The sequence below is a fragment of the Labrys sp. LIt4 genome (assembly GCF_017813775.1).
In the GTDB taxonomy this organism is placed as follows: domain Bacteria; phylum Pseudomonadota; class Alphaproteobacteria; order Rhizobiales; family Labraceae; genus Labrys; species Labrys okinawensis_A.
The window spans coordinates 23,192-38,191 of sequence record NZ_JAGIPY010000027.1 but is presented as its reverse complement, the minus strand read 5'-3'; the positions used below and the strand labels follow the sequence as shown (position 1 = coordinate 38,191).

Below are 15,000 nucleotides of genomic sequence, written 5' to 3'. Positions count from 1 at the left end.
CCCCGGCCCTATGGGCCGACCCTCCCCCTCCAGGGGAGGGTAAAAAAGCCACAGGGAAGACTCATGTATCTTACCAAGAAAGTTCGGATGAACCGCCTGTTCGGCGCCGGCAAATGTCTTGACGTCGCCATCGATCATGGCGTGTGCAACGAGCCTTCCTTCCTCGAGGGGCTGGAGGACATGGGCAAGGTCGTGCGCATGCTGGCCGATGCCGGCCCCGATGCCATCCAGATGAATTACGGCCAGGCCGACCTGCTGCAGGAGATGCCGGGCAAGCACAAGCCGGCCCTGGTGATGCGCATCGACATGGGCAATCCCTACAACCGCCAGCGCCATCGCGAGATGTGGGCCCTCTTGCAGAACGCGCAGGATCCCATCGCCCCGGCGCTGCGCATGGATGCGGCCTGCGTGGTGGTCAATCTCTTCATGCTGCCGGACGAGCCGGGCCTGTTCCGCCAATGTATCGAGAACATCTCGCGGGTGGCGCAGGACTGCGAAAAATACGGCATGCCGCTGATGATCGAGCCGCTGGTGATGCAACCGGCCAGCGAGCGCGGCGGTTATCTCGTCGATGGCGACGCGGAAAAGATCGTGACGCTGGTGCGCCTTGCCCGCGAGCTCGGCGCCGATATCGTCAAGGCCGACCCGACCAGCGACCCAGCCGATTTCCATCGCGTGGTCGAGGCCGCCCGCTGCCCCGTGCTGGTGCGCGGTGGCGGCAAGGCGGATCTGCGCCAGGTCTTCGCCAATTCCCATGCTTTGATGTGCCAGGGCGCCCATGGCATGGTCTACGGCCGCAACATCTACCAGCACGACAACCCCGCCCGCGTGGTCAAGGCACTGATGGCGATGATCCATCAGGGTGCCGACGACGGCGAGGCCTGGGCCATCTACGAGGCCGCAGCGTGAGCCGCTATCTCCTCGGCATCGATGCGGGCAATACCGTGGTCAAAGCCGTCCTGTTCGATCTCGACGGACGTGTCCTGGCGCGGGCCGCGCTCGACGGCCAGTCGCGCCAGCCCCAGCCCGGCTATGTCGAGCGCGACATAGCCGAACTCTGGGCCAACGCCGCCGCGGTGATCCGGCGCTGCCTGGACGAGGCCGGCGTCGAAGGCAGGCACGTCATCGGCATCGGCACGGCCGGTCACGGCAACGGCCTCTATATGCTCGACCGGCACGACCAGCCGCTGATCGGCATCCAGTCGATCGACAACCGGGCGGCCGAGCTTGCTGCCGGGCTGCGCGCCTCGCCGGTCGCCGACGCCCTCTATCCGCTCTGCCTGCAGCGGCCCTGGCCGGCGCAGACGGCAACGCTGCTGCTCTGGCTCAAGCAGAACCGGCCCGACCTCTATGCCCGGGCCGGCACCGCCTTCCTGTGCAAGGACGCGATGACGCTGCTGCTCACCGGCAGGCGTGTCTCCGATTTTTCGGACATGAGCGGCGCGGGCCTGCTGCGTCTGCCCGAGCGGCGCTATGACGAAGCCCTGCTCGCGGCCTATGGCCTCGGCGAGGCCCTTGGACTGCTGCCGGAGCTTGTCGAATCCGAAGCCTCGGCCGGCGGTGTCACCGCCAGCGCCGCGGCGGCCACTGGCCTCGCCGAGGGAACGCCGGTCGCCGCCGGCTTCTTCGACATCATCGCCTCGATGATCGGCTCGGGCGTCAACACGCCCGGCGAAGCGGCCATCGTGGCGGGCACCTGGAGCATCAACCAGGTGGTGCGCGAGATGCCGCTGGCGGACGATACGGTGTTCCATGCCTCGACTTGGCGCCCGGATCGTTATGTCGCCGTCGAGTCGAGCGCCACCTCGGCGGTCAATCTCGAATGGTTCGTGCGCGAATTCGGGGGCGGGCATGGCGCCGCCGGCTTCGAGGCCTGCAATGCCCTGGTGGCCTCGGTTGCGCCCCACCCGGAGCTGCCGCTGTTCCTGCCCTTCCTGTTCGGCGCGTCCACCCATCCCGACGCGCGGGGCGCCTTCATAGGCCTCGCCGGCTGGCACGGCAAGGCCGAGATGCTGCGCGCGCTCTACGAAGGCGTGGTGTTCGAACATCGCCGCCATATCGAGCGCCTCCGCCGCGCTGGCGCCGAGATCACCCGCGCCTCCTTATCGGGCGGCGGCTCGCGCAGCCCGGTCTGGTGCCAGATGTTCGCCGACATCCTCGATCTGCCCGTCACCGTGGCCGAGTGCCAGGAAACCGGTGCGCTGGGCGCGGCGATCGCGGCGGGCGTCGCGGCCGCCTCCTTTGCGACGCTCGATGACGGCATCGCCGCCATGGTGCGCCAGGCTGCGCAATACCAGCCCAGTACTCCGGACAGGGCGCTTTTGGAGGCGCGCTATCGCCTCTATTGCGGCCTGGCTGAGGCCATGCCCGATCACTGGAAACGCTATCGCGAGGGCGCATGAACGAACGTCACGATAGCGAACGCATCGATCTCGGGGCCTACGACTACGTCGTCGTCGGTGCCGGATCCGGCGGCTGCGTGCTGGCCAACCGGCTCAGTGCGGATCCCAACGCCAGGGTGCTGCTGCTCGAAGCCGGCGGCTCAGACCGCTATCACTGGATCCATATCCCGGTCGGCTATCTCTATTTAATGGGCAATCCCCGTACCGACTGGGGCTACCGGACCGTGGCCGAGCCGGGCCTGAACGGGCGCTCGCTCGCCTATCCGCGCGGACGGGTGATGGGCGGCTGCTCCTCGATCAACGGCATGATCTATATGCGCGGCCAGGCCGCCGACTATGACCATTGGCAGCAGCTCGGCAATGCCGGCTGGGGCTGGGACGACGTGCTGCCGCTGTTCCGGCGCTCGGAAAATCACCATGCCGGGAGCACGCCCCTCCATGGCGCGGAGGGCGAACTGCGTGTCGAGCGCCAGCGCCTGTCCTGGCCCGTTCTCGACGCGGTGCGCGAGGCGGCCGAGGAACTCGGCGTGCCCCAGATCGATGATTTCAATGCCGGGGACAACACCGGCTCGGCCTATTTCGAGGTCAACCAGAAGGCCGGCTTCCGCTTCAACGCCGTGCGTGCCTTCATCAATCCCATCAGGCAGCGCAAGAACCTCACCATTCTCACCCATGCCATGGCAGAGCGCATCCGCGTCGCCGATGGACGGGCCGAAGGCGTCGAATTGAGCCTGCACGGCAAGCCCTCTTGTGTCGCGGTCAAGCGCGAGCTGGTGCTGACGGCCGGCGCCATCGGCACGCCCCAGCTCCTCCAGCTATCAGGCATCGGCCCGGCGGCGCTCCTGGCCAGGCACGGCATCCCGCTCGTGCTGGACGCGCCAGGGGTCGGCGAGAACCTGCAGGACCATTTGCAGATCCGCACCATCTTCAAGATCAGCGGCGCGCGCACCCTCAACGAGTGGCAGGCTTCACTACTCGGCAAGGCTCAGATCGCCCTCACTTATGCCCTCAAGCGTTCGGGACCGATGGCAATGGCGCCGAGTCAGCTCGGCATCTTCATGAAATCGGATCCGCGCTTTGCCGATGCCAATATCGAGCTCCACGTTCAGCCCCTGTCGCTCGACGCCTTCGGGTCGCCGCTGCATCCCTTTCCGGCCATCACCGTCTCCGTCTGCAATCTCCGGCCGGAGGCGCGCGGCCATGTCCGCATCATCTCGCCGGACATCCAAACCCACCCGGAAATCGCGCCGAACTATCTCTCGACGGAAGGCGACCGTGCGGTCGCGGCCGATTCGATCCGTGCGGCCCGCCGCCTGATGGCGACCAGGCGCATGCAGGCCTTCCGACCGGAGGAGCTGAAGCCCGGGCCGGCGATCCAGTCAGCCGACGATCTCGCCAAGGCTGCCGGCGACATCGCCACCACGATCTTCCACCCCGTCGGCACGGCCCGGATGGGCAGCGACGCGGCAGCCGTGGTCGACCCCCAGCTGCGCCTGCGCGGCATTTCAGGCCTGCGCATCGCCGACGCCTCTGTCATGCCGACCATCGTCTCCGGCAATACCCATGCGCCCGTGGTGATGATCGCCGAAAAGGCCTCGGACATGATCGCCATGGCCTGGCGGGGGTGAGCTGCAGCGGCCTACCACCAGAACCGGCCAGCTTGACAGCGACATGGGCGACGCAAGGAGGAGAGAGGACGGCGCGGCGGACCTTCCCAGCCCATAAGGAGGTTCAGCACTGATTAATGATCCCATGATTGTCGTCGAGCGAAATCGAGACCCCGTATTTGCATGAGCGCGCCGCCAGATCCTCGATCATATCGCATGCCAGAGTCGCAGGTGCGGGAACAGGCACGATGCGCTCGTGATAATTCAGGGCCTCCAGCCTCTCGCCGCCGATCACGATGGGATGGAGATCGATCGACTGGAGACGGGCGTCGGCATCGAAGCGGCATGTCGCGACGACGCTCTTCCAGACCTCCGGCGCACTCCAGACCGCCTCGCCCTCATCGAGGTGGAACAGAAAATTGCCGAGCCCGTAGAAGATCGGCGCACCCCGATGAATTTCGACGGGCTGCAGGACGGGAGCGCCGTGACTGACGAACACGCCCGCACCTGCGTCGATGCAGGCACGCGCAAATGCCTGGACCCATTCCGGGACGTCGCGCCAGCTCGGTTCCCAATGATGATGATGAAGGTAGGCGATGACGAAGGCTCCTTCAGTGGCTGCCTTGCGGATCGCCGACAAATGGATCTCTGAGCTGACCTCGTCCACCAGGATCCTGCGCTTGTTCCCGTTCGCCCTGCGAAAGATCGTGCCATAGAAATCGATGTCGTCGACGGAGTGCAGCTGAGGCAGATCGTGGGGCTGGGCATAGTTGCTCCTTTCCATGCGACTGCTTTGAAACGCCTCCTGAATGCCACTCAAAGCATCAAAGTTCGATGGTTCCACCTCGAATACCCTTGAAACCTCGAGTCCGTTGACGCCGGGGCGTGCCGGTCGCCGGTCCGTTGCGTCGGCGGCATACATCGTCGCGGGCCCAGGCCCGGCATCCATTGCCACGAGCGCCACGGACCTCTTGCCGAAGGTCTTGATACCCGGCCGCCGTGCTTTGGATAAATCAGTGCCGATACCGGCATGAAGGAAGTCCCTGGCCGCAACCTCCTCGAGCGTCGACAGGATGCCCGGCGGGCCGAGGTCGAAAGCATGGTTGTTGGAGAGTGCCAGGGCATTGAAGCCGATGTCCTTCAACGCATCCAGAACCACGGGCGCCGAGCAACCAAAATAACTCCCCTTCAGCGGCCAGCCACCGTGTCGGCCGAACACCGTGGTCTCGAAGTTCGTGAAAGCGATATCGGCCTGCCGGATCAACGATTTGATCGTGGCAAACCTCTCGTCGGAAACCTGGCGAACATCATGATGAATCAGGGATTGCCCGGTCAGGACAAGCGTGAACGGCGAAGGCATGGCTGAGGCTCTTGGAGATGAATTCAGAAAATGGGACAGGCGGGTCGGGGAAGGGGGGAGCAATCACTTTTCGGTCTGCGGAGAAATATCGACACCGAACCATTTCAGGCTGATCCTGCCGAGCGACCCGTCCTTGGCGCTCGCCTCAATGGCTTTGTTGAAGGCTTGTGCGAGATCGGCGTCCTCCTTGCGAAGGCCGATCCCGACACCGGGACCCCATGTGCCCCCCGAAAGCTGGGGGCCGAAGAAATCGACGGCCTTTCCCTCCGGCGTTTCGAGAAACTGCTTCCAGACGAGATAGTCTCCCAATCCGCCGTCGATGCGCTCGGATGTGAGATCGAGCTTCAGATTTTCCTGGCTGTCATAGCTGCGCACCTGGGCAATATCGCCGAAGAGCTCCCGGACGACAGCCTCCGAATTCGAGGACCGCAGCACGCCGAGCGTCTTGCCCGTCAGGCTTTCCCTCAGCTTGTCGATGAGCGCCTTCTTCTCCGCGTCGATGTCCGTCAGGTTCAGCTTGGCCTTTGTATCACCGGGCGGCAGGCCGAGGTTGCGGCGCATGACGATCTGGTTCGGCCCCACGGCATAGGGCACTGAGAATGCGATCGATTTCTTGCGCTTTTCCGTGATCGACATGCCGGCGATGATCGCGTCGTACTTCTTGACCAGAAGGCCGGGGATGATGCCGTCCCAGTCCTGGGCGACGAAGGTGCATTGCAGCTTCATCCGGGCGCAGAGTTCATTGCCCACATCGATGTCGAACCCGACAAGCGCACCGTTCGCGTCAATGTAGTCCCAGGGCGGCGAAGCCCCTTCCGATGCGATGGTGATCGCCTTGCGCTCCTCGGCACGGGTAACGCTGCTGGCGAGCAGGGTTGCCAGAACGGCCAAAGCCAGATGTCGTTTCATGGTATTCCCCTTCTTCTTGGTTCGGTTCCTGATCATTCGCCGAGATGTATCCGCCGCAGGTTCTCGCGGAGGCCGCAGGCAACGCCCGTTTCGTCCGTGTCCCAGGCATCTGCGAGATCCTGCAACGTGATGCGCTCAGCGCCTGAAGCGCCGAGCAGGATCGCTTCATCCCCGAGCTCTGCTTCGGGAATATCGCTGACATCGACGCGAAGATGTTCGAGATGGACGGGGGGTACGATGGCAGCGCGCCGCCCCCTGATCAGCACGGCGGCCTTGGACCGGGGATATCGCGGCATCCCGTGTCCCCAGCCGATTCCGAGAACAGCCAGGCGCATGGCCGCACGATATCCCGGAAGGTCCGGTGGCGCGCCCATACTGTCGTCGCTCGCCTTGAGTGCGACGATGCGGGCTTTGATTGCTGACAGGGCAGGGCGGACGAACAACCCCCTGCGATCCGCATGGGAACCCGTCAATCCAAAAAGGAGCGCGCCGGGATCCACCGCATCCATGTCGAACTCCGGATGGCGAAGCAGGCTTTCACTGCTCGACACCATGATCGTTGCGGGACGGTGGCCTGTCGCCTCGAGTTCCTTGAGAAGAGGCAGCAGGCGTGTAACCTGCTCTGGCGCCGAAGCGCCAGCCTGGCCGAATTCGCTGAGATGGGCATAGAGGCCCTCGACCACGATATTGGCGTGCGACGCGCATAGATCGATCAGATGCCGAAGACCCGAGGGAGCCACGCCGGCGCGCCAAAAACCGAGATCCACCTTTACGAAGATCTTCAGCGGAATGCCGGTCGATAGCCAGCTCCGCAGATCCTCTTCACCGGAAATCGTGATCGTCAGATCGAGCTTCCGGACAAGCTCGACGGCGTTCGGACCAATGCCCGGATACATCAGGATAGGCTTTCGCGGCGCCGCCTTTCGCACCGCCAGGGCGTCGACGATCGAGACCACACCGAAGGCATCGACATCGGCCGCGCACAGGAGGGCGGCTACCTGTTCTGCTCCGCATCCATAGGCGTCCTGCTTGAGGCAGGCGATGATCTTCGTGGTCGAGCCGATCGCCATTCGAATGGCGCGGTAGTTGGAGGCGATCGCCGACAGATCGATCTCGCGCCAGGCGGCTTCGCCGAGCTGACGCGGACCGTGATGGTGATTACTGTTCATGGGCCACCTGCGAGAGGGCGACCCGGCCCGGTTTGGATTTGGCGCGCGGTGCGCCATTCAACTGCGCCTCCAGCATGTGAAAGGCGCCGGTCAACAGGAATGTCAGGCCGAGATAGAGCACGCCGGCCGCAATGAAGATCTCGTAGGGGGCGAAGGTTTCCGAAACCAGCTTGCGCGATAGGCCGGTGATTTCGAGCAGCGTCACGGTGCTGGCGAGGGACGTCGCCTTGACGAGGCTGATGACTTCATTGGCATAGGAGGGAAGAACGCTTCTGAAGGCGATCGGGAAGATGATCCGGCGCTTGATCTGCAAGGGCGACATGCCCACGGCCTGCGCCGCCTCGATCATGCCAGGGGCGACGCTCTGGATCCCGCCGCGAAAGATCTCCGTCGTGTAGGCGGCGCCATTGAGCGAGAAGGCAATGAGGCAGCACCAGAATGGTTCGCGTAGCGCAACCCATAGGACGCTCGACCGAATGAAGCCGATCTGACCGAGGCCGTAATAGATGATGAAGAGCTGCACGAGCAGCGGGGTACCGCGCAAAACATAAGTGTAGGCCAGCACGGGCAGGGACAGCCAGCGCCGCGACGATGCGCGCATGAAGGCCAGGGGAACCGAGATCACGAGGCCTGCCAGGAGCGACGCGAAAGTCAGCAGCAGCGTCAGTGGAATGCCGCCGGCAAGCGTTACGGTGCTGGTAAGAAGGAGTGCGATATCCATGGCGGAACGCCTCACCGCCCGCGAACGGCGAAACGCCGTTCGAGCAGGTTGAAGATCACCAGCGCCAGGCTGGTTAGCGCGAGATAGAGGGCCGACGCGGCCAGATAGAAGGTCAGCGGAGCCCGCAACGAACCTGCGCCGATGGCGGCGATCCGCATGATGTCGGTCAGCCCGACGATCGAGATCAGCGAGGTCTCCTTAACCAGGGAGATCCACTGGTTCGCGAGCGCGGGCAGGGCGATGCGCAACATTTGCGGAAGGGTGACCAGCAGCCAGGTCTGCCAGGGATGCAGCCCGAGCGAGCGGGCCGCCTCGATCTGCCCCGTGGGTATGCTGAGCACGGCGCCTCGAAAGATCTCAGCGGTGTAGGCTCCGAAGACGACGGTGAGGGAAACGACGCCCGCCAAAAATGCATTGACCTCGACATAGCGCCCGAAGAAGGCGCTGATGGCGACCGTGCCCCCGAAATAGATCAACAGGATGATGATCAGTTCGGGCACGCCGCGAATGATGGTGGTGTAGAAGCCGACGGCCACACTCATGGCCTTCCACCGGGACAAGCGCCCGGCTGCGGCGAGCAAACCGAGGGCCATGCCGAGCACGCCGCTGACAAGCGCCAGCATCACCGTCGTCTTCAGCCCGTTGGCGAATTGCACGGCAAAGCCGTCCATGCAGGAAACCCTTCTATCGATGCGAGGCAAGAAAGCTGCGAAGCCGGCTGGAGGTCGGCGCGGAGAAGAACTTCGAAGGAACGCCTTCTTCCTCGATCAGCCCTTGGTGCATGAAGGCAGCTCGTGTCGACACCTGTCTTGCGAAGGCAAGTTCGTGAGTGACGATCACCATCGTGCGCCCTTCCTCCGCCAGCGCCGCCATGACACGAAGCACCTCGCCCACCAGCTCCGGATCGAGCGCGGAGGTCGGTTCGTCGAAGAGCAGCGTGCGTGGTTCCATGGCGAGCGCGCGGGCGATCGCCACGCGTTGCTGCTGTCCGCCGGAGAGATGGCGAGGATAGGCATCCGTCTTGTCGGAAAGCCCGACCTTGGCCAGGTAGTGACGGCCGCGATCGGCGGCCTCATCGCGCCGGATCCCTTTGACGAGGACCGGACCCTCCGTAACGTTTTCAAGCACGGTCTTGTGCGGCCAGAGATTGAAGTTCTGGAACACCATGCCCATCGAGGCCCGAATGCGCCGGGCCTGCCGATGGTCGATGACGTTGGCTTGCCCGCCCTGCTGCGATGCAGCTCGGATGGCCAGCTTCTCGCCGTCGACCCAGATATCGCCCCGGTCGGGAATCGTCAGGAGGTTGAGGCAGCGCAGAAGCGTGCTCTTGCCCGAACCGCTGCTGCCAAGGATCGAGAGAATTTCGCCTGGCCGGATGTCGAGATTGACGCCACACAGGACGGCATTGCCGCCCAGCCTTTTCTCGATCCGCTCAGCGCGTATGCCGTGCTGGACGGCCTGGTGGAACATCGGACCGCTCTTCATCAGCCCCTCCGCGCCGGTGAACGCTGCTTGGCGCCGATACGGGCAATGGGAACTATTGGACACGGCAAGGCCTTTGCTGCGCGCATGGGAGCGGCACCACTTTTTGATGTGTGTTGTCGTTGCGAAGGACGCTGCTTTGGTCCGATGGCGCCGAGTGGCGTTCTGACCTGTCCCGACCCCAGAATTGCCCGCGCGCTCGCCGAGATCAATTTATAAGCGAGATTATTTTTCGATAAGTTCAGCTAATAAGGTTTGCTGCCACTTCAATTCGAACGATCAATTATGGCCTTCGGCAGACGATTGGCCTGGCGCGATCTGTACGACAGTATAAGTTAAGCTTTGTCCTGAAAGGCGGCAATCGGCAGCTGCACGGAAGCCCATCATGGTGGAAATCTCAAAGACGGGCATCACGCTCCGCCAGCTTCAGATCCTGCGCGAGGTCGTCAGATCGGGCTCGGAGCGCAGTGCCGCTAAGGCACTCGGAATCACCCAGCCTGCCGTCAGCCAGCAAGTTCGGATCTTGGAAGGCTTGCTTGGCGTGCAATTATTCGTGCGGGACAAGGGGCGGCTGGTTCCGACGGCCCATACGATGACCCTTTTTCGCGACACCGACGCCACCTTCCTCCAGATCGAAAGGGTTGCCAAAACGGTTGCATCCCTGAAGGGCGTCGATAGCGACACGATCAGCATCGCGGCACCGCATATCTTCTCGCTCCGGCTTCTTCCCGAGGCTTTTTGCAAATTGCGTTCGCGCCAGTCGTTTGCGGGAATGGTGCTCAAATCGGGCACCTATCCTGAGGTGGCCGAGCATGTCCTGGAGGGACGTGCCGATCTTGGAATTGCTCGGTTACCTTTGGACGGGAATGTTTTCGACTGGTGCCCGGCAACGACTGCGACCAATGTCTATGTCTGCCCCCGCGGTCACCGCTTCAACCAAAAGGACATCATCAGGCCGGAGGACCTTGTGGGAGAGGCGCTGGCGGATGTCGAACCGGGAATGCAATCCCATCTCATGAACGAGAATGCCATGAGGTATATGGGAGCAGAACCTCATCTGGCGATACAGGTCGATGTCATCGGCCAGGAGGTGAGTTTCGTTGCCGCGGGTCTCGGCATCTCCAGCAGCAACACCTTCGCCGCGAGCCAGTTCGCGTCCTTCCCGGTTGAAGTCCGTCCTTTCGAGCCGAGTGCCCTCTACCACTATGTCATATTCTGGCAAAAGGGACGGAAACTTGGAGCCTTACTCCAAGAAACGATTAAAGTTTTGGTTGAATGCGCGCAGGTCGATGCGGGAGTTCCAGAGGGGGGCAACAGAGCGCAAGGCGTCCAATGATTATTGGATCTGTCATGGTCAGTGCCTGTCCCGCCTTCGCGGCAAGCTTATCTCTCGGCTTTACGCCGCAGCGTCACTATTCAGCCACAGGAGCTTGCTGCTTTTACTGCGCCAGCCTTCCCGCCTGGCTGCGTATCAACCCACCGGGCGAGGTCTTGCCAGAGACTGGGCGCATGTCGGTCAGCGATGTAACCGCTGGCATTACGGATTGTCGACGCAGGCGTCGGCCAAGCACTCCTCGATCTTCCTGAGAAATCTGATGCCCGGTGTGTCATCCTCGGTGATTCTCTTCATCGTGACCCCGTCGGCGTGGCAGGCCGTGGCCTTGTGTAAGCTCGCCAGGGCTCGAGACAATGTTTGGGCGTCGGTTGCGTTGAGTGTCAGCACGCCCGAGGGCTCGGAAAAAAGCGCGGCGACAGGCGAGCCGTTCAGCAGTTCTTGCGCATTGATGGCCTCCCCCAGCGATATCAAGACCGCCTGGTCTTTCGGGTCGAGTTTCACATTTGCCTGAGGACCGATACCGCAAGCGAGCGCCGAAGTGCTCGAGAGCACGATCGTTGCAAAAGCCACAAGGGAACGCATCCGATCTCCCCGGCAAAGATCACCGCCTGCTGCGCTACTTTGCTGTAAGCGGTCCCAGAATTCAACTTGGGCGCAAGGCAGGGCGCGGTGGTACTTTTAAAGAGAGCAAATTGCCATGATGGTGTGCACGGTTCCTCGCGAAGGCTTCAACCCGTCGCGAGCTCGAAAATACCCCGGACAAGCACACAGGGGGACAATCCGGGCTCGAAGTCCATTTCGCAAGAGAATGGATCGCAGACCGCGCGACGTTCAACGCAAGTAATGGATATGTGGTCTTCGATGGTGGGGAGATGTCTCGACACGTGCCTCGACTGCAAAGACCTCTCGCATAAGCTCTTCCGTGATGACCGCTTCTGGAGGTCCAGAAGTTACGATCTTTCCCTTTTTCAAGACGATGAGCCGATCGCAGAACATGGCGGCATGATTGAGATCGTGCAAGGCGACCACACTGGTGATTGGCAGGCTGGCGACGAGCTTCAACACACCGATCTGGTGCTGAATGTCGAGATGGTTGGTGGGCTCATCGAGAATGAGTTCCGTCGGAGCTTGCGCGAGGGCTCTGGCGATCTGCGTGCGCTGCTTCTCGCCGCCTGACAGGCTTTGCCACCGGTCGTTCCGCCGACCTTCCATGCCGGTGCGCTCAAGCGCTTCGTTCACAGTCCTGTCGTCGGCATGCGTCCAGCGTGATAGCCATGACCGATGCGGGAACCGCCCGAGCCTGACCACATCTACAACGCTGAGGTTGGCACCGGTCGTGGCATGCTGCTCGACGAAGGCGACCCGGCGCGCGACCGCGCGAGCGCCGAGCGTTTTCAATTCGTTTCCTTCTAGCAGGACACGGCCGGATTGCGGGCTTTTTAGTCCGGCCAGCAGTCGTAGAAGCGAGGTCTTGCCGGAGCCGTTGGGGCCGAGCAGCCCGAGCATTCGTCCAGGCTCGGCTTCAAAGGACACACCGTCGACGATCGTCTTGCTTCCGATCCGCCAGATCAAATTCTCGGCAGTGATGCTCATGTCGCACGCTGCAGCCGGTATAGAATAACTGAGAAGCAGGGCACGCCAACGAGCGCTGTCACAACGCCGATTGGCAGAACCTGTTGGGGGATCAAGGCGCGCGAAGCGACATCCGCCAATACCATAAAGATGGCGCCGATAAGTGCGCAGGCCGGCAATAGTCGGATGTGGAGCGGACCGATCAAGGATCGGGCCGCATGTGGCACGACCAGGCCCACGAAACCGATCGATCCGACCATGCTGACGATCGCAGCCGTCATTAAAGCAGTAAGGGCAAAGAGGACGATCCGGGCCCGGTCGACATTGACTCCGAGCGAGGCTGCAGTCTCGTCGCCGAAGGCGAAGGTATCGAGCGTCCTCGCATAGGAGAGGCAAGCCACGAACCCAAGGCTGACGACCCCGGAAACCAGCATGAATTCCGGCCAGCGCACACCCCCAAAGCTGCCGAGAAGCCAGAACATGACGTCGCGCGCCTGTTGGGCGTTTCCGGTGGTGGTTACGATATAAGAGGTCGCGGCATTAAAGAGCTGCGAGGCTGCCACGCCCGCCAAAATGGTGCGATCGGCACCGCCGCGCGTGCCGTTGGACAGGAGTGCCACGAAGCAGAAGGCGGCAAAGGCGCCGAGGAAGGCCCCGGCTGACAGAGACACGGCGCCGGCACCGATTCCCAAAATAATGATGGCGACGGCCCCCGTCGACGCACCGGCGGAAATACCGAGCACATAAGGCTCCGCGAGCGGGTTGCGCAGCAACGATTGCATGATGGCGCCGGAAAGGGCAAGACCCGCTCCGCAGAAGGCTGCCACCAGGGCGCGGCTCAAGCGGTAATCCCAGATCACCGTCTCGTAGACGCGGTCGATCTCGCCGACCGACCAGCCGAGACGGTTAGCGACGGCCGCGAAGGTGATGTCGAGCGGAATTGGCAGGTCACCGATGCCGACGCTGAGACCGACAACCAAGCAGATCACCACCAGCGATCCCAGCAGCAGGCCGGGAAAGATCACCTTGCCTCGAACGGCGCCGTATTCCGTGTTCACTTCAGCAGGCCGAGTGTTTTCAATTGCTGGGCCACCTGCTCGGCGCCGTAAATCGTACGGACGGTCGGATTCATCGCTTGACCGTCCATCACCACGATGGCCTTGTTCTTGACGGCTGGAAGCTGGCTCACCGCCGTATCGGTGGTGAGGAAGCGCATCTTGGCTTCCGGCTTGTCGAGCTCCCAGCGGTTCCGATCGAGGCTGGCTATGACGATGACATCCGGCTTGGCAGCAATGATGCCTTCCCAGCCCAGCGTCGGCCATTCGGCGTCAGCCTCAATGGCGTTGCGTCCGCCAAGAACGTTGGCAATGAAGCCCGAGGCGCCGTTCTTGCCGCCGAGATAGGCATCGGCGGTAGGAGAGGGGCTGGAGAACCAGAAGAGGTAGGCGAGTTCCTTATCACCTGGCCTGATGCTGGCGCGCAAAGCCTTCTCACGCGCTTTGAAGTCGGCGATCAGGGCCTGCCCGCGATCGGAGACGTCAAAGATCTGTGAAAGCTCATCGATCTCTCGATAGAGCGCCTCCATGCTCCAGAGCTCGGCCCGCCTGCCATAGGCGTCCTTGCTGCCTGTGGTTTCGAGGCAGGTGCCGGGCGAGAGATAGCTCGGAACACCGACGCGCTCGAAATCCTCCCGTTTTGCAACCTTGCTGTTGGGCCCGAGCAGGGTCGGGAGCGCGGCAGCGACGAAGTCCGGTCTTTCAGCGAGGATTGTCTCGAATGTCGGAAACTCGACGGTTAGAAGCTTCACCTTCGCGTTGGCTTCGGCAAGCTGCGGCATGACCTTACTGGGCCAGAAGGCGGTGCCCGCCATCCTGTCCTGAAGCCCAAGCAGCAACAGAATCTCCGCGCTGTTCTGGCCGAGCCCAATGGCACGCTCCGGAGCCTTCGGAAAAGTGACTTTCACGCCGCAGTTGTCGAGTGTCAGGGGGTAATGGGTGGGAGCCGCGGCAAGCGGGCTCACAAGACTTCCGGCGATGCAAAAGCCGAGTGCAATCAGAAGTGATTTGAGGCTGCCCACAAAACTATTCCCAAGGAACACCGTCATCGGGCGGGGTCTTAGCGGGCTGGCATAGAAAAAGCTAGCTAGCGTTACAAAATTATAGGTATTCTAAATTATAGAGATTCTAATAACGCTTATGGGATTTCAGGCCTGCTGTGGCCGTAATCAGTGTTTGAGGCGGGATACATGAAAGAGTTGTGATGTCCGGACCTTGCAGATGAACTCATAGGCAGTGAAACCTTTGAGAGTCTTCAGCCTTCGAGCGAAGTTGTAGGCTGCGACGAAGTTAGCGAGATGGCTGCAGTGCTGTTCGTGGCTCTCCTAGCAACTGTGTCTAGGTAGCTGGGTTTAAACGCCATGGAGTAGCCTTTTTAAGGATGGCG

The 15,000-nt window shown here is 62.3% G+C and carries 14 protein-coding genes; 4 read left to right on the top strand and 10 right to left on the bottom strand.

Features of this window, described 5'->3' with window-relative positions; genetic code table 11:
• Positions 1-63: 63 nt before the first annotated feature.
• Genes J8I29_RS28710 through J8I29_RS28700 form a run of 3 tightly spaced genes read left to right on the top strand, consistent with a single transcriptional unit; the run spans position 64 to position 4,030 of the window.
• On the top strand, positions 64-909 hold the full coding sequence (locus J8I29_RS28710) for an aldolase (RefSeq protein ID WP_105864736.1): 846 nt from the start codon (positions 64-66) through the stop codon (positions 907-909).
• Positions 906-2,402, top strand: coding sequence for an FGGY-family carbohydrate kinase (locus J8I29_RS28705; RefSeq protein WP_209434275.1), 1,497 nt, complete (start codon positions 906-908; stop codon positions 2,400-2,402). The genes J8I29_RS28710 and J8I29_RS28705 overlap by 4 nt, the downstream gene beginning before the upstream one ends.
• On the top strand, positions 2,399-4,030 hold the full coding sequence (locus tag J8I29_RS28700; protein WP_209434274.1) for a GMC family oxidoreductase N-terminal domain-containing protein: 1,632 nt from the start codon (positions 2,399-2,401) through the stop codon (positions 4,028-4,030). Before J8I29_RS28705 ends, J8I29_RS28700 begins: the two co-directional genes overlap by 4 nt.
• Positions 4,031-4,133: 103 nt before the next feature.
• Here the strand turns inward: J8I29_RS28700 and J8I29_RS28695 are convergent, their stop codons facing one another.
• From J8I29_RS28695 to J8I29_RS28670, 6 genes are all read right to left on the bottom strand, one after another.
• Positions 4,134-5,369, bottom strand: coding sequence for a CapA family protein (locus J8I29_RS28695; RefSeq protein ID WP_209434273.1), 1,236 nt, complete (start codon positions 5,367-5,369; stop codon positions 4,134-4,136).
• A gap of 63 nt (positions 5,370-5,432) precedes the next feature.
• Positions 5,433-6,278 carry a transporter substrate-binding domain-containing protein gene (locus J8I29_RS28690; protein ID WP_105864874.1) on the bottom strand — a complete coding sequence of 282 codons (846 nt, stop codon included), beginning with the start codon at positions 6,276-6,278 and terminating at the stop codon, positions 5,433-5,435.
• 32 nt (positions 6,279-6,310) lie between these two features.
• On the bottom strand, positions 6,311-7,447 hold the full coding sequence (gene alr / locus J8I29_RS28685; protein WP_209434272.1) for an alanine racemase: 1,137 nt from the start codon (positions 7,445-7,447) through the stop codon (positions 6,311-6,313).
• A complete protein-coding gene (locus J8I29_RS28680) occupies positions 7,437-8,168 on the bottom strand; it encodes an ABC transporter permease (protein ID WP_209434271.1) in 732 nt (243 codons plus the stop codon). The genes alr and J8I29_RS28680 overlap by 11 nt, the downstream gene beginning before the upstream one ends.
• Before the next feature lie 11 nt (positions 8,169-8,179).
• Positions 8,180-8,839: an ABC transporter permease subunit gene (locus tag J8I29_RS28675; RefSeq protein WP_105864742.1), complete on the bottom strand. Its 660-nt coding sequence runs from the start codon at positions 8,837-8,839 to the stop codon at positions 8,180-8,182.
• A gap of 13 nt (positions 8,840-8,852) precedes the next feature.
• Positions 8,853-9,653 (bottom strand): amino acid ABC transporter ATP-binding protein, encoded by an 801-nt coding sequence (locus J8I29_RS28670; RefSeq protein WP_280871358.1) that lies wholly within the window; start codon positions 9,651-9,653, stop codon positions 8,853-8,855.
• A gap of 382 nt (positions 9,654-10,035) precedes the next feature.
• Here J8I29_RS28670 and J8I29_RS28665 point away from each other — a divergent pair, with 382 nt between their 5' ends.
• Positions 10,036-10,986 carry a LysR family transcriptional regulator gene (locus tag J8I29_RS28665; protein ID WP_209434270.1) on the top strand — a complete coding sequence of 317 codons (951 nt, stop codon included), beginning with the start codon at positions 10,036-10,038 and terminating at the stop codon, positions 10,984-10,986.
• Positions 10,987-11,187: 201 nt separating this feature from the next.
• Here the strand turns inward: J8I29_RS28665 and J8I29_RS28660 are convergent, their stop codons facing one another.
• The 4 genes from J8I29_RS28660 to J8I29_RS28645 form a co-directional block, all read right to left on the bottom strand.
• The gene (locus tag J8I29_RS28660) at positions 11,188-11,568 is read right to left on the bottom strand and encodes a hypothetical protein (protein WP_209434269.1); all 381 of its coding nucleotides are present in this window, start codon (positions 11,566-11,568) and stop codon (positions 11,188-11,190) included.
• A 249-nt stretch (positions 11,569-11,817) separates the two neighbouring features.
• Positions 11,818-12,579, bottom strand: a complete 762-nt coding sequence (locus tag J8I29_RS28655; RefSeq protein WP_209434268.1) for an ABC transporter ATP-binding protein — start codon at positions 12,577-12,579, stop codon at positions 11,818-11,820.
• A complete protein-coding gene (locus J8I29_RS28650) occupies positions 12,576-13,616 on the bottom strand; it encodes an iron ABC transporter permease (protein ID WP_348536198.1) in 1,041 nt (346 codons plus the stop codon). The genes J8I29_RS28655 and J8I29_RS28650 overlap by 4 nt, the downstream gene beginning before the upstream one ends.
• Positions 13,613-14,635: an ABC transporter substrate-binding protein gene (locus tag J8I29_RS28645; protein ID WP_209434288.1), complete on the bottom strand. Its 1,023-nt coding sequence runs from the start codon at positions 14,633-14,635 to the stop codon at positions 13,613-13,615. Before J8I29_RS28645 ends, J8I29_RS28650 begins: the two co-directional genes overlap by 4 nt.
• Positions 14,636-15,000: the final 365 nt, after the last annotated feature.